Source organism: Humitalea sp. 24SJ18S-53 (assembly GCF_050632385.1).
In the GTDB taxonomy this organism is placed as follows: Bacteria; Pseudomonadota; Alphaproteobacteria; order Acetobacterales; family Acetobacteraceae; genus Humitalea.
In genome coordinates this window covers 1,833,015-1,852,676 of record NZ_CP192599.1, presented here as the reverse complement: position 1 = coordinate 1,852,676, position 19,662 = coordinate 1,833,015, and the positions used below count along the sequence as shown (strand labels likewise).

Genomic DNA, 19,662 nt, shown 5'->3' with positions numbered 1-19,662 from the left:
CAGGGTCCGCCCGGCGCATCCGGACTGTCAACGCGCCGCGTCGATGAAGGCTGCCAGCCCCTGCTCCACAATCGCGCGATCCAGGTCGCGCAGGATGAACACCAGGGTCGAGGCAGGTGGCGTGCCCTCGGGCCAGGCCGCCATGCGGCGCGGCGGGTGCCACAGGTGCTGGACGCCATGCACGACGACGGGCCCCGCCTCGCCCTCCAGATCCAGCATGCCCTTGACCCGCAGCAGGCTGTCGCCGCGCGTCGCGGTCAGCATTTCCAGGAACCCCGCCACCCCCTGCCAGGGCAGCGGCCGGTCCCAGGTCAGGCAGAAGGCCTTGATGCGCGCGTCGTGGCGATTGGGGTCGTGGTGGTGGTGATGAGGGTGGTGGTGCGCATGGGCCTCCGCCGCCAGCCAGCGCGCGACATCGGCGGTCTTGGCGGCGGGGTCGAAGGGGCCGGCGGCCAGGATCGCCTCGGCCGGGACATCGCCCATCACCACGGCCAGGGCGGGCGCGCCGGGGTTCAGCGCCGCCAGGCGCGCGACCAGCGGCGCGATGTCGGTCGCAAGATCGGTCTTGGTCACCAGGATGCGGTCGGCGACGGCGGCCTGTTTGACGGCCTCGGGCTGGCTGTCCAGGGTCGCCATGCCGTTCACCGCATCGACCAGCGTGACCACGCCGTCCAGCACAAAACGCCGCCCGATCGTGGGGTCGGCCATCAGCGTGTGCAGGATCGGCGCCGGATCGGCCAGCCCCGTGGTTTCGACCACCACGCGCGACACCGCCTGCCCGCCATCGATCCGCGCCGCCAGGGCCGACAGGGCGGTCACCAGGTCGCCGCGCACGGTGCAGCACAGGCAGCCGGCGTTCAGCAGCACGGCATCCTCGGCCAGCGTCTCGACCAGCAGGTGGTCCAGCCCGATCTCCCCGAACTCGTTCACCAGCACGGCGGTGCCGGCCATCGCGGGCTGCTTCAGCAGCGCGTTCAACAGGGTGGTTTTCCCGGCGCCCAAGAAACCCGTCAGCAGGGTGACCGGGATCATGCGCCGTAGAGAGCCGCCGGGTCCGCCAGCGGCGGGGCGATCGCCGCCACGTCGCCATCGCGCAGCGCCCAGGAAAAGCACGACCGCCGCCCGGTGTGGCAGGCGACGCCGGTCTGGTCGACCAGCAGCAGCACCGCGTCGCCATCGCAATCCAGCCGCAAATCCACCAGCCGCTGCGTCTGGCCGGAGGTTTCGCCCTTGCGCCACAACGCCTGGCGCGACCGGCTGAAATACACCGCGCGCCCCGTCGCCAGGGATTCGGCGACCGCATCGCGGTTCATCCAGGCCAGCATCAGGACCTCACCAGTGTCGTGCTGCTGCGCGACGGCGGCGACCAGGCCCTGGGCATCGAAGCGCAGCGCCGCCAAGAGGCGTTCGCAGCCGGCGGGATCGGTTGTATCCATCGGGTGGGTTCCTTCTCGGCCTGGGTGTTACCATATAACAGCCAGGCCGGATGGGCTGGAGAGCGGAAGGACACATGGCAGCGGTGCAGGAACACAGCAGCGAGTTGGACGCGGCCGCCGCCGCCTGCGCCGCGCGTGGGGCCAGGCTGACCGACCTGCGCCGCGACGTGCTGCGCCTGGTGCTGGAGGCCGGGCAGCCGATCGGCGCCTATGCCTTGCTGGACCGGCTGAAGGCCGACCGCAGCGGCGCCGCCCCGCCCACCGTCTATCGCGCGCTGGATTTCCTGCTGGAACAGGGGCTGATCCACAAGGTCGAGCGGCTGAACGCCTTCATCGCCTGCACCGAACATGGCCACGACCATGCGCCCGGCCATAGCCACCCGCACCAGTTCCTGATCTGCGGCCGCTGCGGCGTGACCGCGGAAATCGCCGATCCCGCGGTGACCGAGGCCTTGGCCGCGGCAGCACGCGCCCAGGGTTTCATGGCGACGCGCGCGACGGTCGAGATCGAGGGCGTCTGCGCCACCTGCGCTGCGGGGTAAGACCCCTTCCCGGCGATGCGGCGGGCTGGCATACCTGCATTGCCAATGGGAACATTGCCAGAACTTTTCGCCACCTGGTTCGCCGCGCGCGGCTGGACGCCGCGCGCGCACCAACTGGCGCTGCTGGATGCGGCCCGCGCCGGGCGATCGGCGCTGCTGGTCGCGCCGACCGGTGGCGGCAAGACCCTGGCGGGGTTCCTGCCATCGCTGATCGAGCTTGCGGAAACCCCCCGCCCGGGGCTGCACACGCTCTATGTCTCGCCGCTCAAGGCCCTGGCGGTCGATATCGCCCGCAACCTGACCGCGCCCGTCGATGACATGGCCCTGCCCATCCGCATCGAAACCCGCACCGGCGACACCCCCGTCAACCGCCGCCAGCGCCAACGCACCGACCCCCCGCACATCCTGCTGACCACGCCGGAAAGCCTGACCCTGCTGCTGGCCTCGCCCGACGCGGCCGCGATGTTCGCCGGGCTATCGGCGGTGGTGATCGACGAGATCCACGCCCTGGCCGGAACCAAGCGTGGCGACCAGTTGGCGCTGTGCCTGTCGCGGCTATCGACCCTGGCACCCGCCGCGCGCCGGGTCGGTTTGTCGGCGACCGTCGCGCACCCCGACCCGCTGCGCGCTTTTGTCGCCCCCGACGCAAACCCCGAGACCGCCGTGCTGGTGACCGGCGCCGAGGGCGCCAAGCCGCGGCTCGACATCATCCTGCCCGAAGGTCACCTGCCCTGGGGCGGCCACATGGGCCTGGCCAGCGCGCCCGAGATTTTCCGGCGCGTGCAGGCGGCCGGTGTCACCATCGTCTTCGTCAATACCCGCGCGCAAGCCGAACTCGTGTTCCAGGCGCTGTGGCGGCTGAACGAGGACACGCTGCCGATCGGGCTGCATCACGGCAGCCTGACGGTCGAACAGCGCCGCAAGGTCGAAGCCGCCATGTCCGCCGGCCGGCTGCGCGCCGTGGTGGCGACCGCGAGCCTGGACCTCGGCATCGACTGGGGCGCCGTGGACCAGGTGATCCAGGTCGGCGCGCCAAAAGGCGTGTCGCGGCTGTTGCAGCGGGTCGGCCGCGCCAACCACCGGATGGACGAACCCTCCCAGGCGGTCCTGGTTCCCGCCAACCGCTTCGAGGTCATCGAATGCACCGCGGCGATCGAGGCCATCGCCGCCGGCGAGTTGGACGGCGATGCACCGCGTCCCGGCGGCCTGGACGTCCTGGCGCAGCACATCCTGGCGATGGCCTGTTCCGCGCCCTTCTTCCCCGACGACCTCTATGCCGAGATCCTGCGCGCCGCGCCCTATGCCGCGCTGACCCGCCGCGATTTCGACGACACGCTGCGCTTCGTCGAGGATGGCGGCTACGCGCTGCGCGCCTACGACCGCTTCCGCAAACTCTTCCGCGATGCCGAGGGCCGGATGCATGTCCAAGGCACCGCCGTCGCGCGCCAGTTGCGCATGAACCTCGGCACCATCGTGGAAACCCCGCTGCTGAAAGTGCGGCTGCGCGGCGGGCCGATGCTGGGCGAGGTCGAGGAATGGTTCATCTCCACCCTGACCCCCGGCGATTGCTTCATCTTTGCCGGCCAGGTGCTGAAATACGAAAGGCTGGACCCCACCGCCTGCATCGTCTCGCGCGGCGGAGAGGGCGAGCCGCGCGTGCCGACCTATGCCGGCAGTCGCATGCCGCTGACGACCTACCTGGCCGAACGGGTGCGCGGGATCCTGCACGACCCCAAGCGCTGGAAGACGCTGCCCGAACCCGTGCGCGAATGGCTGCGGATGCAAAAGCTGCGCAGCGAATTGCCGCCGCGCGACGGGCTGTTGATCGAGACCTTTCCGCGCGGCGGGCGCTGGTTCCTCGTCGCCTACACCTTTGAGGGCCGGCTGGCGCACCAGACCCTCGGGATGCTGGTCAGCAAGCGTATGGAGCGCGCGGGCTTTGGGCCACTCGGGTTCATGGGCACCGACTACGTGCTGGCGCTGTGGAGCGCCTTCGAACCCACCGACGTCGCCGACCTGTTTGCGGAAGATATTCTGGGCGACGAGTTGGAGGAGTGGATCGCCGAATCCTCCATGCTCCGGCGCACCTTCCGCAACATCGCCACCATCGCCGGACTGATCGAAAAGCATCAGCCCGGTGCCGAGAAATCGACCAGAAACATGACGATGAATGCGGACCTGATCTACGACGTGCTGCGCCGGCACGAACCCGACCACATCCTGCTGCGCGCGACGCGGGCCGAGGCCGCGGGGGGGCTGACCGACATCGCCCGCATCGCTGCGCTTCTCGCCCGCGCCCGGAAAGGCGGCATCCGGCATCGGGTGCTGGACCGCGTCTCGCCCCTTGCCGTGCCGGCGCTGATCGAGGAAGGGCGCGAATGGATCACCGGCGGGGCCGAGGATGCCCTGCTGGCGGAAGCCGCCGCCCTGGTGCATGACGCGACCGATGGCGCCGATTATTTTGACGAAACCCTGGCCGAGGCGACCGAAACCATCCGCCCTGAGTCCCGCCCGCGGAACAAGCCCGCCGAGAAGAAGCGCCGCAACCGCTTCATCCGCCATGCGCCGAAAGCCGTGACCGGATGATCCCCGCGCCCCTGCATATCGCCGGTGAACGGCTGGCCCTCGACCACGGCGGGGCGCTGGCCTGGCCTGCGCGACGGCTGCTGGCCGTCGCCGATCTGCACCTGGAAAAAGGCAGCGCCTTCGCCGCGCGCGGGCGCCTGCTGCCGCCCTATGACACGCGCGATACGCTGGCACGGCTGACGCCGCTGCTGCGCCGATGGAAACCGCAGACATTGGTGCTGCTCGGCGATTCCTTTCACGACAGCGATGGCTCGGCCCGCATGGCGCCGGCGGATCGCGCGGCGCTGGTCGCGATGCTGGCCGGCATCGATGTCATCTGGGTCCTGGGCAACCACGATCCGGCGGCGCCGCATGACCTGCCGGGGGTATCGGTCCCCGAACACCGCGACGGGCCGCTGGTGTTCCGCCACATCGCACAGGCCGGCGCCAGTGCCGAGATCAGCGGGCATTTCCACCCCAAGGCGAGCCTGGAGACCCGCGCCGGCGCCATCACCCGCCCCTGTTTCCTGACCGATGGGCGGCGCGTGGTGCTGCCCGCCTTCGGCAGTTTCTGCGGCGGGCTGGACATTCGCGACCCGGCCCTGGGGGCGCTGTTCCCGCGCGGCGGGCGGGCCTTCCTGCTGGGGCGCGACCGGCTGCATTCCTTCGCGACGGGTCCGCTGCGCGCATTGGCGCGGCCCGCGCTTACCGCCGCGCACAACGGCCCCATATCCGGGCCATGACGCGCCCTGCCCTTCTGTGGTTTCGCAACGACCTGCGGCTTGCCGACAATCCCGCGCTGATGGCGGTGGCGGACCGGCCGATCCTGCCGGTCTTCGTGCTCGACGACGACGCGGCGGGGGCCTGGAAACACGGCGGGGCGCAGCGCTGGTGGCTGCATCACGCGCTGGCGTCGCTGGGCGCCGACCTGTCCCGGCGTGGCGTCGACCTTCACCTGGCACAGGGCGATGCGGCCATCATCATCCCGGCCCTGGCCGCGGCCGTGGGTGCGGAAGACATCCATGTCGCGCAACGCTTCGAACCCTGGGGCCGGCGCCAGGATGAGGCGATCGCAACCGCGCTGAAATCCACCGGCCGCCGCCTGGTGCGCCATCGCGGCACCTTGCTGCACGACCCGCACGCGCTGCGCACCGGCCAGGGCAAGCCGTATCAGGTCTATACGCCCTTTTCCCGCGCGATCTTCGCCGCCGGCGAACCAGCCCCGCCGATGGACGCCCCCGCGCGGCTGCACCCCGTTGCGAACCCGCCCGCAGGCGCCACCCTGGACCTGCTGCCCAAGCGCGACTGGGCGAAGGACTTTCCGAAACACTGGCAGCCCGGTGAAGCCGGCGCGGCAAAACGCCTGGCCGCCTTCGGAACCCGCGCGCTGGCGGCGTACGATGGGGCGCGGAACATCCCGGCGATCCCCGGCACCTCCGGCCTGTCGCCGCATCTGCGCTTTGGCGAAATCTCGCCCCGCCAGGTCTGGCATGCCGCCCGCGAGGCCGGGGCCACCGGGTCGCACACCTTCCTGAAGGAAGTGTTGTGGCGCGACTTCGCCTACCACCTGCTGTTCAACCGGCCCGAGATGCCGGAAGCACCACTGGCCGAAAAATTCGCCGCCTTCCCCTGGCAGCCCAACCCAAAATACCTGGCGGCCTGGCAGCGCGGGATGACCGGCTATCCCATCGTCGATGCCGGCATGCGCCAGCTTTGGGCCACGGGTTGGATGCACAACCGGGTGCGGATGATCGTGGCCTCGCTGCTGGTCAAGCACCTGTTGCAGCCCTGGCAGGACGGGCAGGACTGGTTCTGGGACACGCTGGTGGATGGCGACCTCGCCTCCAACAGCGCCTCCTGGCAATGGGTCGCGGGCTGCGGCGCGGATGCGGCGCCGTATTTCCGGGTATTCAATCCGATGCTCCAGGGGGCGAAATTCGACCCCGAGGGCACCTATGTCACGCGCTGGGTGCCGGAACTCGCGCGCCTGCCGAAAAACCTGATCCACCAGCCGTGGGAGGCGCCGCCCGGCCTGGTCCGCGACTACCCGCCGCCGATCATCGACCACGCCTTCGGCCGCGCCCGTGCGCTGGCCGCCTATGCCGCCATCAAGGGAGAGACCGCCTGACCGCCTGGCCGCCGGACCGCCGCCGTTTCGCCGGCCTGCGCGTGGTCGGCGACGTGCATGGCGATGCCGCGGCCTTTGGTGCGGCGATCGAGGGTGCCGCCGCACTCGGGCTCTTCGTCGTGCAATTGGGCGACCTGACCGACCACGGGCCGGACAGCCCCGGGGCGCTGCGCCTGGCATTCGGGCTGATCGACAGCGCCGCGGGCATGTTCCTGCTCGGCAATCACGACCACCGCCTGCGCCGCGCGCTGACCGGGCGGCAGACCGACCGCACCCATGGGCTGCAAACCACCCTGGACCAGATCGCCGCGGACCCCGATGGCGCGGCGCTGACCGCGCGCACGCTGGACGAAATCGCCCGCGCCCCGGCCTGGGCCGGGCTGCGCGCGACGCGCTTCGTGCATGCCGCCTGGCATCCGGCGATGGAACACGGCCTGCCGCCCCCCGATGCCGGCGCCGCCCGCACCACGCCCCCGGTCGCCCGCGCCATCTATGGTGAAATCTCGGGCCGCAGCCTGGCCAATGGCTTTCCGGAACGGCTGCATGGCTGGATCGACCTGCTGCCCCCCGGACTGACCGTCTTCTGCGGCCACGAACGCCGCGACCTGCCGACCACCTGGCCGGGCGAGGCCGGTGGCCAGGTGCGCTTCCTCGACACCGGCGCCGGCAAGGGCGGATATTTGTCCTGGCAGGATCTGAGGTGGGAGGATCTCGGATGAGGATCAGCATCCTCGGCGGCAGCGGGCATGAGGCGGAGGTCGGCGGCTGGCTGCACCGGACCTGGTGGGCCATCGATGGCTGGAGCCTGTCCGAGACCATCGACTATTGCGCCCGCGCCCGTGGTCCGGCCGCCCCGACCGTCTGGGTCGCGACCGTCGGCGGGCGGCCGATGGGCACCGTGGCGCTGGACCTGGACGATCTGTTCCAGCGACCGGAACTGAACCCCTGGCTCGCCAGCCTCTATGTCACCCCCGATGCCCGCGGCGGCGGCATCGGCGCGGCCCTGGTCCGGCATGTGGAGCAGCACGCGGCCGCGGCGGGCTTCGACCGCATCTGGCTGTTTACCCCCGACAAGTCGGCCTTCTACAACCGCCTCGGCTGGCGGCACGAAGGCCCGGAAAACTGGCATGGCGAGGCCGTCACGCTGATGTCGCGCCAGATCGGCGCATCTTCGCCTTTGCCCTAAGCCGCGCTGCACTGCACAATGGCACCAGGGAAGACGCCGGCTTCGGGCCAAACGGCCATAAGGAGTTGGGACGGGGTTGCGTGTGCTGCTGGTGGATGGCGACGCCGATCGTGCGGCCGCCGTCAGGGAAGGGCTGGAGGCGAGCGGCTGTGAGGTCGTGGCCGTGCTTGCCGAACCGCTGGACCTGATCGCCCGCGTGCGCGAAAGCGGCGCGGAGGTGATCGTCTGCGACCTCGACGACCCCTCCCGCGACGCGATCGAGGCGATGCGCCTGCTGAACCGCGACGAACCCCGGCCCGTGGTGCTCTTCGCTCAGACCGGCGAGGACACGCAGATCGAGGCAGCCCTGGAAGCGGGCGTCGCGGCCTATGTCATCGAAGGCCTGGCCCCCGCCCGGGTGCGGCCCGTGATGGAAGTCGCCATCCGCCGCTTCCGTGCGCATGAGGCGCTGAAGCGGGAATTGACGGAAACCCGCGCCACCCTGGCCGAACGCCGCATCATCGAACGCGCCAAGGGGCATTTGATGCGGGCACGGCGGATCAGTGAGGCCGAGGCCCATGCGGCGTTGCGGCGGATGGCGATGGACCGGGGCGTGCGCCTGGTGATCGCCGCGCGCGATGTTTTGCCCAAGGAAAAAGCAACGCCGCCCGAAAATTAGCCGGACTTGTCAGGCATTTTCTAAAATGCCTTTATATACGGCGACAAGCCTTCGTGGCACGGCCATTGCTTATCGAAACCCGCGACCTCGGTCGCAGCCCCCGGCACTGACGTCGGGCAAGGCTGCACAACGCTCCCACGCGCCGGCCCAATGACGGGACGGCATGGTGCCCAGGCCCCCAGAGGGGCAGGTGCCGGATGCGACCGATGGCCACCTTGCAAGCGCCTGCCCTTTCGTCCCGCGCCTTGTCGCTCGGCTTCGTCGCGCTGACCGACGCGGCGCCGTTGATCGTGGCCGGGGCCTTGGGGCTTTTCGCGCGACATGGGGTGCGCGTGGCGCTGTCGCCGGCGGCATCCTGGGCCGGGTTGCGCGACAAGGTCGCTTTTGGCGCGCTGGATGCGGCGCATATGCTTTACCCGATGCCGATTGCCGCGGCGCTCGGCCTGGCCGGCCCGCCGGCGGCGCTGGCGGTCGCGGCGGGGCTTGGCCGGAACGGCAATACGCTGGTGCTGTCGCGGGCGATTTCCGGGGCGCTGGCGGAGGAGCCCCTGCCGCTGGCTGCCGCCGCCTTCGCCGCCCTGGTCCGGGCGCGGGCCGCAAAGGGCCTGCCGCCGTTGCGATTGGGCGTCGTGCATCCGGTGTCGTCGCACAACTACCTGCTGCGGGAATGGCTGGTGTCCGGCGGGCTGAACCCGGATGTGGACCTGGCCATGAGCGTGCTGCCGCCGCCCGCGATGCCGGTGGCATTGGGCACGGGCGCGCTGGATGGGTTCTGCGCCGGCGAACCCTGGGGCAGTGCCGCGGTCGCCTGCGGCGCGGGGCGGATCATGCTCGCGACCGGCGACATCTGGCCCGACCACCCGGAGAAGGTTTTTGCCTTCCGCGCCTCGGTCGTGGAGGCCGAACCCGCCGCCGCCATCGCCGCCACCGCCGCCGTGATCGCCGCGGCCCGCTGGCTGGACGAACCCGCGAACCGGGAGGAAGCCGCCGCCATCCTGGCGCAGGACGCGATCCCGGCCGTGGCGCCCCATATCATCGCGCATGGCCTGGCCGGGCGCGTGCCCGAGCCGGATGGCACGGTCAGGGCCCTGGCCCATCCCCTGAACTTCCGCGCGGCCTTGGCGCCGCATCCGGCGCATGCGGCCTTCTGGCTGGGCTGCATGCGGCGTTGCGGCCATGTGCCGGCCGGCTTCGACCAGGCCGCCGCCCTGGCCCCCTTCCGCCACGACCTGTTCGCCCGCGCCGCCCAGGCACTGGGCGAGCCGATGCACCCCCCTTCCCCCATCCCCACGGAGTTCGCCGCATGACCAGCCGCCGCCAGGCCATTCTTGCCACCACCGCCTTGTTCGCCGCCGCGCGTGCCGCCGCCCCCCGGGGCGCCTTCGCGCAGGGGGCGACCACGCCGGAGGTGCGGCGCGCCAAGCTCGGCTACATCGCGCTGACCGATAGCGCGCCGCTGATCATCGCCAAGGAAAAGGGCTTCTTCGCCAAGCACGGCATGCCGGACGTGGAGGTGGACAAGCAGGCATCCTGGGGTGCCGTGCGCGACAACCTGGTGCTGGGCGGCGGGTCGGGCGGCATCGATGGCGCGCATATCCTGACGCCGATGCCCTACCTGATCCACACGGGACGCATCACCCAGAACAACCAGGCGGTGCCGATGGCGCTGCTGGCGCGGCTGAACACCAATGGCCAGGCGATCAGCGTCGCCAACAAGCACAAGCCGGCCGGTGCCACGCTGGATGCCAGCGCGCTGAAGCGCGTGTTCAACAGCGACACCAAGATCGCGATGACCTTCCGCGGTGGCACGCATGATCTGTGGATCCGCTACTGGCTCGCCGCCGGCGGCATCAACCCCGATACCGATGTGCAGACCATCGTCGTGCCGCCGCCGCAGATGGTCGCCAATATGCGCGTCGGCACCATGGACGCCTTCTGCGTCGGCGAGCCCTGGAACGCGCAACTGGTGAATCAGAACCTGGGCTACACGGCCTGCGTCACCGGCGAGATCTGGCGCGACCACCCCGAAAAATCGCTGGCGATGCGCGGCGACTGGGTCGCGACCAATCCGCGCGCCGCCGAAGCCATCACCGCCGCCACGATCGAGGCCGCGCGCTGGTGCGACGAGCCCGGCAACAAGGTCGAGATGTGCAACATCCTGGGCCGCCGCGCCTGGTTCAACGTGCCGCCCGCCGACATCATCGGCCGCTCGCAGGGCACGATCGTCTATGGCGATGGCCGCACGGTGGAAAACTCGCCGCTACTGATGAAGTATTTCCGTGACCACGCCTCCTATCCCTTCCCGACGCATGACCTCTGGTTCCTGACCGAGAACATCCGCTGGGGCGTGCTGACGCCGAACACCGATACGGCCGCGCTGGTGGCGCAGGTGAACAAGCAGGACATCTGGCGCGCCGCGGCAGCCCGCGCCGGCGTGCCCAATGGCGAAACCCCCGCGACCAATAGCCGCGGGCTGGAAACCTTCTTCGACGGCAAGGTCTTCGACCCCGCCAACCCCGCGGCTTGGCTGGAAAGCCAGCCGATCAAGCGTCTCGCGGGGGTCTGAGCCGATGAATGCCATTACGACCAAGCCGGAGGCTGCGCCGATCCTGGCCTCGGCGCCTTTGCCGCCGCCGACGCGGGTGCAGAAACTGCGGCCTTACCTCTCGGCGATCCTGCCGCCGGTGTTGCTGACCCTGTTGCTGTTCGTGGCCTGGGAAGCCGCGTTCAGCGGGCCGGGCGCGACCTTGCCGCCGCCATCCAAAGTCTGGGCCGATAGTGCGGAACTGATCCTGCACCCGTTCTATGATCGTGGCGGGTTGGACAAGGGGCTGGGCCTGCATCTGGCGGCATCGTTGTCGCGGGTGGCGCTGGGGTTTGTGCTCGCGGCCATCGTTGGCATCGGCCTGGGGCTGCTGGTCGGAACGTCGGATTTCGCGATGCGCGGTCTGGACCCGATTTTCCAGGTGCTGCGCACCGTGCCGCCGCTGGCCTGGCTGCCGCTGTCGCTGGCGGCGTTTCGTGAGGCACAGCCCTCGGCGATCTTCGTCATCTTCATCACCGCGATCTGGCCGATCATCATCAACACCGCTGTCGGCGTCAGGAATGTCCCGCAGGACTACCGCAACGTCGCGGCGGTGATCCGGCTGCGCGGCCCGGCGTTCTTCTGGCGCATCGTGCTGCCGGCGGCCGCGCCCTACATCTTCACGGGGTTGCGGATCGGCATGGGCCTCGCCTGGCTCGCCATCGTCGCGGCGGAGATGCTGATCGGCGGCGTCGGCATCGGCTTCTTCATCTGGGACGCGTGGAACGGCAGCAACCTGTCCGACATCATGGTCGCGTTGTTCTACGTCGGGCTCACGGGTTTCGTGCTGGATCGCATCGTGGCCGTGATGGCGCGCATGGCGACCCGCGGCGTGCAGGCATCGTGAAGGGGGGGACGATCATGACCGAACAGACCTATCTCGAGATCTCCAACCTCTCGATCCAATTCCCGAAATCGCCGGTGCCGGTGTTGCGCGACGTGACCTTGCGCATCGCCAAGGGACAGTATGTCTCCGTCATCGGGCATTCAGGCTGCGGTAAATCCACCTTGCTGAATGTCGTGGCCGGGCTGCTGCCGGCGACGGCGGGCGGGGTCCTGTTGGAAGGCAAGGAAGTCACCGAGCCCGGCCCCGATCGTGCCGTGGTCTTCCAGAATCATTCCCTGCTGCCCTGGCTGACCGTGACCGAGAACGTGATGCTCGCGGTCGAACGTACCGTCGGCCGCGGCATGAGCCGCAAGCAGCGCCTGGACTGGACCTACGAGACCCTGGCCCTGGTGAAGATGATGCACGCCAAGGACAAGCGCCCGGGCGAAATCTCCGGCGGCATGAAGCAGCGTGTCGGCATCGCCCGGGCGCTGGCGATGCGGCCGAAAGTGCTGCTGCTGGACGAACCCTTTGGTGCGCTCGACGCACTGACCCGCGCACATCTGCAGGATGAGGTGATGCGCATCCACGCCGACCTCGGCTGCACCATCATCATGATCACGCATGATGTGGAGGAAGCGGTGCTGCTCTCCGACCAGATCGTGATGCTGACCAACGGGCCGAATGCGCGCGTGGGTGAGGTGTTGGAAGTCACCCTGCCGCGCCCGCGCGACCGTATCGCACTGGGGGCCGATCCGCGCTTCCTCGCGGCGCGGGCGGCCGTGCTGACCTTCCTGCACGAGCGCCATGCCTCGCCGGCACTGACCGCAGCGTGACACACGTCCTGGTCATTGGCGCTGGCCCCGCCGGCACGCGCTGCGCCGAGGCCTGCGCCGAGCAGGGGCTGCGCGTGACGCTGGTCGGCGCCGAGCCGGGGCTGCCCTATGACCGCGTGGCGCTGGGCAAGGTGTTGGGCGGAGCCGAACCGTCGGTCCTGGCGATGCCCGATCCCGCGCGGCTGGGCATCCACCACCTGCCCGCGACCCGCGTCACGCGGCTGGACCGGTTGGCGCGGCGCGCGATGACCGCGGATGGCCAGGCCATCGCCTATGACCACGCCGTGCTGGCGACCGGATCCGACGCCTGGCGCCTGCCGCTGCCGGGAGCGGAACATGCGCTGATGTATCGCACCTTGGAGGATGTCGCCGCCATGCGCGCCGCCGCCATCCCGGGCGAACCCGCCGTGGTGATCGGCGGCGGGCTGCTGGGGCTGGAAGCGGCCGCCGGCCTGGCCGACCTCGGCTGCGACGTCACCGTGCTGCACGCCATGCCCTGGCTGATGGAACGCCAGTTGGACGCCCCCGCCGCCGCGACCCTGCGCCGGCATCTGGAAGCGCGTCGCCTGCGCTTCGTCATGCCCGCCGCGACCGCCGCGATCGAACCCGGTGCCGTGGTGCTGAAAGATGGCACCCGCATCCCCGCCCGCCTGACCGTGCTCGCTGTCGGCGTTCGCCCCAACATCGCCCTGGCCGAGGGGCTGGTGACCAAGCGCGCCATCGTCGTAGACGATCATCTGCGCACCAGCGACACGCATGTCTTTGCCATCGGCGAATGCGCCGAACATCGCGGCCAGGTCTGCGGTCTTGTCGCCCCGGCGCTGGCGATGGCCGAGGCCGCCGCCGCGACCATCGCCGGCCGGCCGACGCGCTACCAGGTGCCGACCCTGTCCGCGACCCTGAAGATCGCGGGCTTGCCGGTCTGGAGCCTGGGCGAAATCGCGCCCGAAGGGGCCGAGCCAATCAGCATCGATGACGCGGCTTTTGGCGAATATCGCGGTTTTTGGCTGCGTGAGGGTCGGCTGGTCGGCGCGGTGCTCTGCGGTGATGCGGCCGATAGTGGTTTCTACCAGGGGTTCTTGGGGGCTGAGGTGGGCGATCGCGCCGCCTTCGCCCTCGGCCCCGCATTCTTCAAGGCAGCGGCATGATGGATGACCAGGCCTTCAGCCCGGAACAGGCGGAATATCTCAAGGGGTTTTTTGCCGGTGTGGAAGCGCGACGCGGCACCCTGCTGCCCGATGCCCCCGCCGGCGGCGCGCCGCCCGATGCGTTGCGCGCGGCCCAGGACGCGACCGTCGCCCAGGGCGGCACGCTGACGCCGGAGGAAGAGGCCAAGCGCCAAAAACATCCGCTGGATCGTTGGGACGAATTGACGGCGCGCGCGTCGAAGGGGGCCTTTCCGAAGGGCACCGACATCCTGATGACCAAGTTCCACGGGCTGTTCTACGTGGCGCCCGCGCAGGACAGTTTCATGTGCCGGCTGCGGATTCCCGGCGGCATCATGTCCAGCCACCAACTGCGTGGTGTGGCCTCCATCGCCGATGACTGCGGCGGCGGCTATGCCGACGTGACCACGCGGGCGAATTTGCAGATCCGCGAGATCCCGGCCGCCCAGGGCCCGATGGTGGTGATGCGCCTGGGTGAGATCGGGCTGCTGCCGCGCGGTACGGGCGCCGACAATATCCGCAACATCACCGCCGGCCCGACGGCTGGCATCGATCCGAATGAATGGGTCGATCCGCGCCCGCATGTGCGCGCGCTGCACCACCACATCCTGAGCAACCGCGACCTCTATGCCCTGCCCCGGAAGTTCAACATCGCCTTTGAGGGCGGTGGCGCCGTGGCGGTGCTGGAAGACACCAACGACATCGCCTTCACCGCCTGCAAGACCGCCGATGGCGCTTTGGCCTGGCGCGTGGCGCTGGGCGGTATCACCGGGCATCGGGATTTTGCCAAATCGGCCGGGGTGGTGATCGCGCTGGATGATTGCGTGCCCGTGGCCGATGCCATGCTGCGTGTCTTCATCGCCAATGGCGACCGCACCGATCGCAAGAAGGCGCGGCTCAAATACCTGCTGGATCGCTGGGGCGTGCCAAAATTCCTGGAGGAGACCGAGGCGCTGCTCGGCCGCCCCCTGCCGCGCGTCGCCGATGACGCCCTGACCTTCCCGCCGCCCGCGCAGAAACACGCGCATCTCGGCATCGGCGCGCAGCGCCAGCCGGGGCTGCATTGGATCGGCGCGACCACGCCGGTCGGTCGGCTGTCCAGCGATGCCTGGCGTGAAGTCGCGCGCATCGCCGATACGTTTGGCGATGGCGATATCCGGCTGACCGTTTGGCAGACGTTCTTGCTCTCAGGCATCCGCGACACCGATGGTGCCGTCGCCGCACTGGCCGCCATCGGCTGCATGACCCAGGCGAGCGCCGTGCGCGGTGGGTTGGTCGCCTGCACCGGCAGCGCGGGCTGCAAATTCGCCGCCAGCAACACCAAGCGCCATGCGGCGGAACTGGCGGATTGGCTGGATGCGCGCATGTCAGCGCCCGGCCCGGTCAACATCCATCTGACCGGCTGCCACCATTCCTGCGCCCAGCACCTCGTCGCCGACATCGGCCTTTTGGGGGCCAAGGTCGAGCGTGGCGAGGAGATGATCGAAGGCTACGACCTGCATGTCGGCGGCGGCGCCGGGCCGGAACAGAAGATCGGCCGCCTGATCCGCCCGCAGATCGCGGCCGAGGACCTGGGCCCCGCCGTGGCCGGCTTGCTGGCCGCCTGGGCCGGCAATGCGCCCGAAAAGACCTTCCAATCCTTCTGCGCGGCGCATGACGACGCGGCGCTCCTGGCGATGACAGCATGAACGCGATCAGCCGCATCCCCTCTGGCCCGGTCATCCCGGACAACGCGCCCTTCACAGCCGCGCAGCGCGCCTGGCTGAACGGGTTTCTGGCGGGGCTCTATGCCAATGCGGCACCGGCCACCCCCGCCGCGCCGGCCGCGCCGCCGGAGGACTTCCCCTGGCACGACCCGGCGCTTGAACTGGATGAACGACTGACGCTGGCCGAAGGGCGCGCGCCCGCGCGGCGGATGATGGCGGCGATGGCGCAGTTGGACTGCGGCCAGTGCGGCTATGTCTGCAAGACCTACGCCGAAGCCCTGGCCGAGGGGCGCGAGACCTCCGCGGGCCTCTGCGTCCCCGGCGGCAAGCCGACGCAGCGCGCGCTGAAGGCGCTGCTGACCGAAGCCCCCAAGCCCACCGTCGCGGCCCCCGTGGTCGTCGAGGCTCCCCGCGCCCTGCCCGCCCGCTTCGTCAGCGCGGCGCGACTGACCGGCCAGGCTTCGGCCAAGGACGTGCGCCACATCGTGATCGACCTGGACGGCACCGGCCTGACCTACGAGCCCGGCGACAGCCTGGGTGTCACGGCGCGCAATGACCCGTCGCTGGTCGATGCCATCGTCGCCCTGCTGGGCGCCGAGGCGTATCGCTCCGACTTCGCCGAAACGCGCGACATCGCCCGCCCGCTCGACCGCACGCTCGACCTGCTGGCGGGTGCCGCGCGCGACCAGAAGGAAGCGGCGATGCTGCGCCGCCTGTCGGATGGCGAGGATGGTGCCGAACCCGCCGACGCCGATTTGCTGGATTTGCTGGAGGCGTTTCCCTCCGCACGCCCCCCCCTGGCCGATCTCATTTCCTCGCTGCCCGCGCTGAAGCCGCGGCTCTATTCCATCGCGTCCTCGCCCCTGGCCGACCCCGGGCGGGTGCATCTATGCGTCGGCGTGGTCGAGGCGACGCGGCGCGGGCGCGCGCGGCAAGGTGTGGCTTCCTGCCATCTGTCGCATCGCATGGCGGCCGGCGATGTGCTGCCGACGACCGTCACCACCAGCCATTTCCGCCTGCCGGCCGATCCCGCGACGCCGATCATCATGGTCGGCCCCGGCACCGGCATCGCACCGTTTCGCGCCTTTTTGCAGCATCGCGCCGCGGTCGCGGCCAAGGGCCGGTCCTGGCTGTTCTTCGGCGACCAGCGCAGCGCCACCGACTTTCTGTTCGGTGACGAGATCGCCGCCTGGCAGAAGGACGGCACCCTGTCCCGCCTGTCGCTGGCCTGGAGCCGCGATGGCGCCCAGAAAACCTATGTGCAGCACCGCATGGCGGAGGAGGCCGTCGATCTGTGGCGCTGGTTGCAGGATGGCGCGCATTTCTATGTCTGCGGCGATGCCAGCCGCATGGCCAAGGATGTCGATACCGCGCTGCGCCAGATCGCGATGACGCAGGGTGGCATGGACCAGGATGCCGCGCGCAACTGGATCGTCGGCCTGGCGCGGCAAAACCGCTACCAGCGCGACGTCTACTGATGGACGGTTCCGCCTTCCCCGCCACGCGCACGGCCTGCCCGTATTGCGGGGTCGGTTGTGGCGTCCTGGCGCGGCCGAGCGGCCCTGTCGCCGGCGATCCCGCCCATCCCGCGAATCAGGGGCGCCTGTGCAGCAAGGGCGCGGCCCTGGGGGAAACGCTCGACCTGCCGGACCGGCTGTTGCATCCGGAAATCGACGGCAAGCGCGCGTCGTGGGACGCGGCGCTGGATGCTGTGGCCGAGGGGTTTTCGACGGCACTGGCCGAACGCGGTCCGGAAGGTGTTGCGCTCTACGTCTCGGGCCAATTGCTGACCGAGGATTATTATGCCGCCAACAAGTTCGCCAAGGGCGTGTTGGGTACGGCCAATATCGACAGCAATTCGCGACTCTGCATGGCCTCGGCCGTCGCCGCGCACACCCGTGCCTGGGGCGAGGACATCGTCCCCGCCTGTTATGAGGACATCGAACTCGCCGACCTGATCGTGCTGGTCGGCAGCAACCTGGCCTGGTGCCATCCCGTGCTGCACCAGCGGCTGCTGGCGGCGCGCGCGCTGCGCCCGTCGATGCAGGTCGTGGTGATCGATCCGCGCCGCACCGCGACGGCCGAGGGCAGCGACCTGCATCTGCCGCTGCGCCCCGGCAGCGACGTCGCGCTGTTTTCCGGGTTGTTGGCGCATCTCGCCGACGCCGGCCATCACGCGCCGGGCGCCGAGGCTGCCATCGCCGTCGCGCGCGGCATGGATGTGGCGGCGCTGACGGGGCTGGACCCCGCGCTGATCGCGCGCTTCTTCGCGCTGTTTGCAGCGACCCCGCGCACCGTCACCCTGTTCAGCATGGGGGTGAACCAGTCCATCGCCGGCACCGACAAGGCGAATGCGATCATCAACTGTCACCTGCTGACCGATCGCGTCGGGCGGCCGGGGGCCTCGCCCTTCAGCCTGACCGGCCAGCCCAATGCGATGGGCGGGCGAGAGGTGGGCGCGCTGTCCACCATGTTGGCGGGGCATTTGCGGTTTGACGTGCCGGCCGAACATGCCGCCGTCGCCGCGGCCTGGGGTGCGCCGCATTTGCCGACGAAACCGGGCCTGAAGGCGACCGATCTCTTCGCCGCCCTGGGGGCTGGCAAGATCGGCGCGCTTTGGATCATGGCGACCAATCCGGCCGTGTCGCTGCCGGGCAGCGAGGCGGTGCGCGACGGGATGCGGCGCGCGCCGTTGCTGGTTGCCTCCGATGTGACCCGCGCTTCGGACACCGTGCAGCGCGCCCGCATCCGCCTGCCGGCGCTGGCCTGGGGCGAAAAATCCGGCACCGTCACCAACAGCGAGCGTGTCATCACCCGCCAGCGCGGGTTCCGCGCCGCCCCCGGTGAGGCTCGGCCGGACTGGTGGATGATCGCCCAGGTGGCCGCCCGCCTCGGCCGCGCCGATGCCTTTGGCTGGGACGGCCCGGCGGCGATTTTCCGCGAACATGCGGCGCTGACGGGGTTGGTGCCGGAAAGCGGGCGGGTCTTCGACATCTCGGCGCTGGCGCGGCTGACCGATGCTGAATACGACACGATGGTGCCGCGCCGTTGGGGGCCGGAACGCTATGTCCCCAAAACGCCGCGCTTCGTGCCAACGCCGTTCCGCGCCCCGGCGCATCAGGCCGACCCAGGTCAGTTGACCGTGATGACCGGCCGCTTCCGCGACCAATGGCACACCATGACCCGCACCGGAATGGTGCCGCGCCTGATGGCCCAGCACCCCGCCCCCAGCCTGGCGCTGCACCCCGATGATGCGGCGGGTTTCGGGCCGGTCGCGACCGTCACGGGGGCGGCCGGGGCCTCGATTCTGGCGGTCGCCCCCGACCCCGGGCTGCGGCGCGGCGAGGGCTTTGTGCCCATGCACTGGACCGACGCCTTTTCGCCTGCCGGGCGCGTCAATGCGCTGGTGCCGGTCGCGATCGACCCGGTCAGCGGCCAGCCGGAACTGAAACACGCACCCGTCACCGTCACGCCCTGGCCGGCGCGTTGGCTCGGCGCCGTGGTGGCGCGCCGGCCGCTGCCCGGCGATGCGGCACCGCTGCTGTCCCGCGCGCCCCTGGCCGATGGTGTCTGGCGGCACGATTTGGGCGGGCAGGATGCGCCCGAGGCCGCCTTCGACGCCCTGCAGGCCGCTTTCCCCGACCTGGCCTGGCGCCGGCTGGCAGCCCCCGAGGCCGGGCTGTTCCGCGCCGTCGCCTTCGACGCCGCGGGCCGCCCCGAGGCCTGGATCGCCCTTGGCCCCACCTGGCCCATGCCCGACTTCGCCTGGCTGGCCACGGCCTTCACCGCCCCCGCCGATGCCGCCCTGCGCCGTGCCCTGCTGGCCGGGCGCGCCGCCGATGGGCCGCCACCCTCACCCACCCTCTGCGCCTGCCACGGCGTCACCCGCGCCCAGGTGCAGGCCGCCATCGCCGCGGGTGCCCAAAACATCGCCGCGGTCGGCGCGGCCTGCGCCGCCGGGACAGGCTGCGGCGCCTGCCGGCCCGAGATCGGGATGCTGCTGGCCCCCGCACCGGCTATCTAGACGCC

General features: G+C 70.4%; 17 protein-coding genes. 15 read left to right on the top strand and 2 right to left on the bottom strand.

What is annotated here, in order from left to right; genetic code table 11:
* Positions 1-27 precede the first annotated feature (27 nt).
* Both ACQW02_RS08920 and hisI read right to left on the bottom strand, forming a co-directional pair.
* On the bottom strand, positions 28-1,032 hold the full coding sequence (locus ACQW02_RS08920) for a CobW family GTP-binding protein (RefSeq protein ID WP_431284917.1): 1,005 nt from the start codon (positions 1,030-1,032) through the stop codon (positions 28-30).
* Positions 1,029-1,436 (bottom strand): phosphoribosyl-AMP cyclohydrolase, encoded by a 408-nt coding sequence (gene hisI / locus ACQW02_RS08915; RefSeq protein WP_431284916.1) that lies wholly within the window; start codon positions 1,434-1,436, stop codon positions 1,029-1,031. The genes ACQW02_RS08920 and hisI overlap by 4 nt, the downstream gene beginning before the upstream one ends.
* 74 nt (positions 1,437-1,510) lie before the next feature.
* Here hisI and ACQW02_RS08910 point away from each other — a divergent pair, with 74 nt between their 5' ends.
* The 15 genes from ACQW02_RS08910 to ACQW02_RS08840 all read left to right on the top strand — a co-directional run bounded on the left by ACQW02_RS08910 (position 1,511) and on the right by ACQW02_RS08840 (position 19,657).
* Entirely contained in the window at positions 1,511-1,978 is a 468-nt protein-coding gene (locus ACQW02_RS08910) for a Fur family transcriptional regulator (protein ID WP_431284915.1), read from the top strand.
* 45 nt (positions 1,979-2,023) lie between these two features.
* Positions 2,024-4,564 carry a ligase-associated DNA damage response DEXH box helicase gene (locus ACQW02_RS08905; RefSeq protein ID WP_431284914.1) on the top strand — a complete coding sequence of 847 codons (2,541 nt, stop codon included), beginning with the start codon at positions 2,024-2,026 and terminating at the stop codon, positions 4,562-4,564.
* Positions 4,561-5,286, top strand: a complete 726-nt coding sequence (gene pdeM / locus ACQW02_RS08900; RefSeq protein ID WP_431284913.1) for a ligase-associated DNA damage response endonuclease PdeM — start codon at positions 4,561-4,563, stop codon at positions 5,284-5,286. The genes ACQW02_RS08905 and pdeM overlap by 4 nt, the downstream gene beginning before the upstream one ends.
* Entirely contained in the window at positions 5,283-6,671 is a 1,389-nt protein-coding gene (locus tag ACQW02_RS08895; protein WP_431284912.1) for a cryptochrome/photolyase family protein, read from the top strand. Before pdeM ends, ACQW02_RS08895 begins: the two co-directional genes overlap by 4 nt.
* A gap of 41 nt (positions 6,672-6,712) precedes the next feature.
* Positions 6,713-7,390 carry a metallophosphoesterase gene (locus ACQW02_RS08890; RefSeq protein WP_431284911.1) on the top strand — a complete coding sequence of 226 codons (678 nt, stop codon included), beginning with the start codon at positions 6,713-6,715 and terminating at the stop codon, positions 7,388-7,390.
* Entirely contained in the window at positions 7,387-7,857 is a 471-nt protein-coding gene (locus ACQW02_RS08885) for a GNAT family N-acetyltransferase (protein ID WP_431284910.1), read from the top strand. The genes ACQW02_RS08890 and ACQW02_RS08885 overlap by 4 nt, the downstream gene beginning before the upstream one ends.
* 82 nt (positions 7,858-7,939) lie before the next feature.
* On the top strand, positions 7,940-8,515 hold the full coding sequence (locus ACQW02_RS08880) for an ANTAR domain-containing response regulator (RefSeq protein WP_431285881.1): 576 nt from the start codon (positions 7,940-7,942) through the stop codon (positions 8,513-8,515).
* A gap of 206 nt (positions 8,516-8,721) precedes the next feature.
* A complete protein-coding gene (locus tag ACQW02_RS08875; protein WP_431284909.1) occupies positions 8,722-9,822 on the top strand; it encodes a CmpA/NrtA family ABC transporter substrate-binding protein in 1,101 nt (366 codons plus the stop codon).
* Entirely contained in the window at positions 9,819-11,081 is a 1,263-nt protein-coding gene (locus tag ACQW02_RS08870; RefSeq protein ID WP_431284908.1) for a CmpA/NrtA family ABC transporter substrate-binding protein, read from the top strand. The genes ACQW02_RS08875 and ACQW02_RS08870 overlap by 4 nt, the downstream gene beginning before the upstream one ends.
* Positions 11,082-11,085: 4 nt before the next feature.
* Positions 11,086-11,946 (top strand): nitrate ABC transporter permease, encoded by an 861-nt coding sequence (gene ntrB / locus ACQW02_RS08865; protein ID WP_431284907.1) that lies wholly within the window; start codon positions 11,086-11,088, stop codon positions 11,944-11,946.
* A gap of 14 nt (positions 11,947-11,960) precedes the next feature.
* The gene (locus tag ACQW02_RS08860; RefSeq protein ID WP_431284906.1) at positions 11,961-12,761 is read left to right on the top strand and encodes an ABC transporter ATP-binding protein; all 801 of its coding nucleotides are present in this window, start codon (positions 11,961-11,963) and stop codon (positions 12,759-12,761) included.
* Entirely contained in the window at positions 12,758-13,909 is a 1,152-nt protein-coding gene (locus ACQW02_RS08855; protein ID WP_431284905.1) for an NAD(P)/FAD-dependent oxidoreductase, read from the top strand. Before ACQW02_RS08860 ends, ACQW02_RS08855 begins: the two co-directional genes overlap by 4 nt.
* Positions 13,906-15,615, top strand: coding sequence for a NirA family protein (locus ACQW02_RS08850; RefSeq protein WP_431284904.1), 1,710 nt, complete (start codon positions 13,906-13,908; stop codon positions 15,613-15,615). Before ACQW02_RS08855 ends, ACQW02_RS08850 begins: the two co-directional genes overlap by 4 nt.
* A complete protein-coding gene (locus tag ACQW02_RS08845; RefSeq protein WP_431284903.1) occupies positions 15,612-17,111 on the top strand; it encodes a sulfite reductase subunit alpha in 1,500 nt (499 codons plus the stop codon). The genes ACQW02_RS08850 and ACQW02_RS08845 overlap by 4 nt, the downstream gene beginning before the upstream one ends.
* Entirely contained in the window at positions 17,111-19,657 is a 2,547-nt protein-coding gene (locus ACQW02_RS08840) for a molybdopterin oxidoreductase family protein (RefSeq protein ID WP_431284902.1), read from the top strand. Before ACQW02_RS08845 ends, ACQW02_RS08840 begins: the two co-directional genes overlap by 1 nt.
* Positions 19,658-19,662: the final 5 nt, after the last annotated feature.

Excerpts from the sequence above, each read along its gene's own strand:
- ACQW02_RS08920 (WP_431284917.1), bottom strand. The coding sequence starts at position 1,032 with ATGATCCCGGTCACCCTGCTGACGGGTTTCTTGGGCGCCGGGAAAACC.
- hisI (WP_431284916.1), bottom strand. The coding sequence starts at position 1,436 with ATGGATACAACCGATCCCGCCGGCTGCGAACGCCTCTTGGCGGCGCTG.
- ACQW02_RS08910 (WP_431284915.1), top strand. The coding sequence starts at position 1,511 with ATGGCAGCGGTGCAGGAACACAGCAGCGAGTTGGACGCGGCCGCCGCC.
- ACQW02_RS08905 (WP_431284914.1), top strand. The coding sequence starts at position 2,024 with ATGGGAACATTGCCAGAACTTTTCGCCACCTGGTTCGCCGCGCGCGGC.
- pdeM (WP_431284913.1), top strand. The coding sequence starts at position 4,561 with ATGATCCCCGCGCCCCTGCATATCGCCGGTGAACGGCTGGCCCTCGAC.
- ACQW02_RS08895 (WP_431284912.1), top strand. The coding sequence starts at position 5,283 with ATGACGCGCCCTGCCCTTCTGTGGTTTCGCAACGACCTGCGGCTTGCC.
- ACQW02_RS08885 (WP_431284910.1), top strand. The coding sequence starts at position 7,387 with ATGAGGATCAGCATCCTCGGCGGCAGCGGGCATGAGGCGGAGGTCGGC.
- ACQW02_RS08875 (WP_431284909.1), top strand. The coding sequence starts at position 8,722 with ATGGCCACCTTGCAAGCGCCTGCCCTTTCGTCCCGCGCCTTGTCGCTC.
- ACQW02_RS08870 (WP_431284908.1), top strand. The coding sequence starts at position 9,819 with ATGACCAGCCGCCGCCAGGCCATTCTTGCCACCACCGCCTTGTTCGCC.
- ntrB (WP_431284907.1), top strand. The coding sequence starts at position 11,086 with ATGAATGCCATTACGACCAAGCCGGAGGCTGCGCCGATCCTGGCCTCG.
- ACQW02_RS08860 (WP_431284906.1), top strand. The coding sequence starts at position 11,961 with ATGACCGAACAGACCTATCTCGAGATCTCCAACCTCTCGATCCAATTC.
- ACQW02_RS08850 (WP_431284904.1), top strand. The coding sequence starts at position 13,906 with ATGATGGATGACCAGGCCTTCAGCCCGGAACAGGCGGAATATCTCAAG.
- ACQW02_RS08845 (WP_431284903.1), top strand. The coding sequence starts at position 15,612 with ATGAACGCGATCAGCCGCATCCCCTCTGGCCCGGTCATCCCGGACAAC.
- ACQW02_RS08840 (WP_431284902.1), top strand. The coding sequence starts at position 17,111 with ATGGACGGTTCCGCCTTCCCCGCCACGCGCACGGCCTGCCCGTATTGC.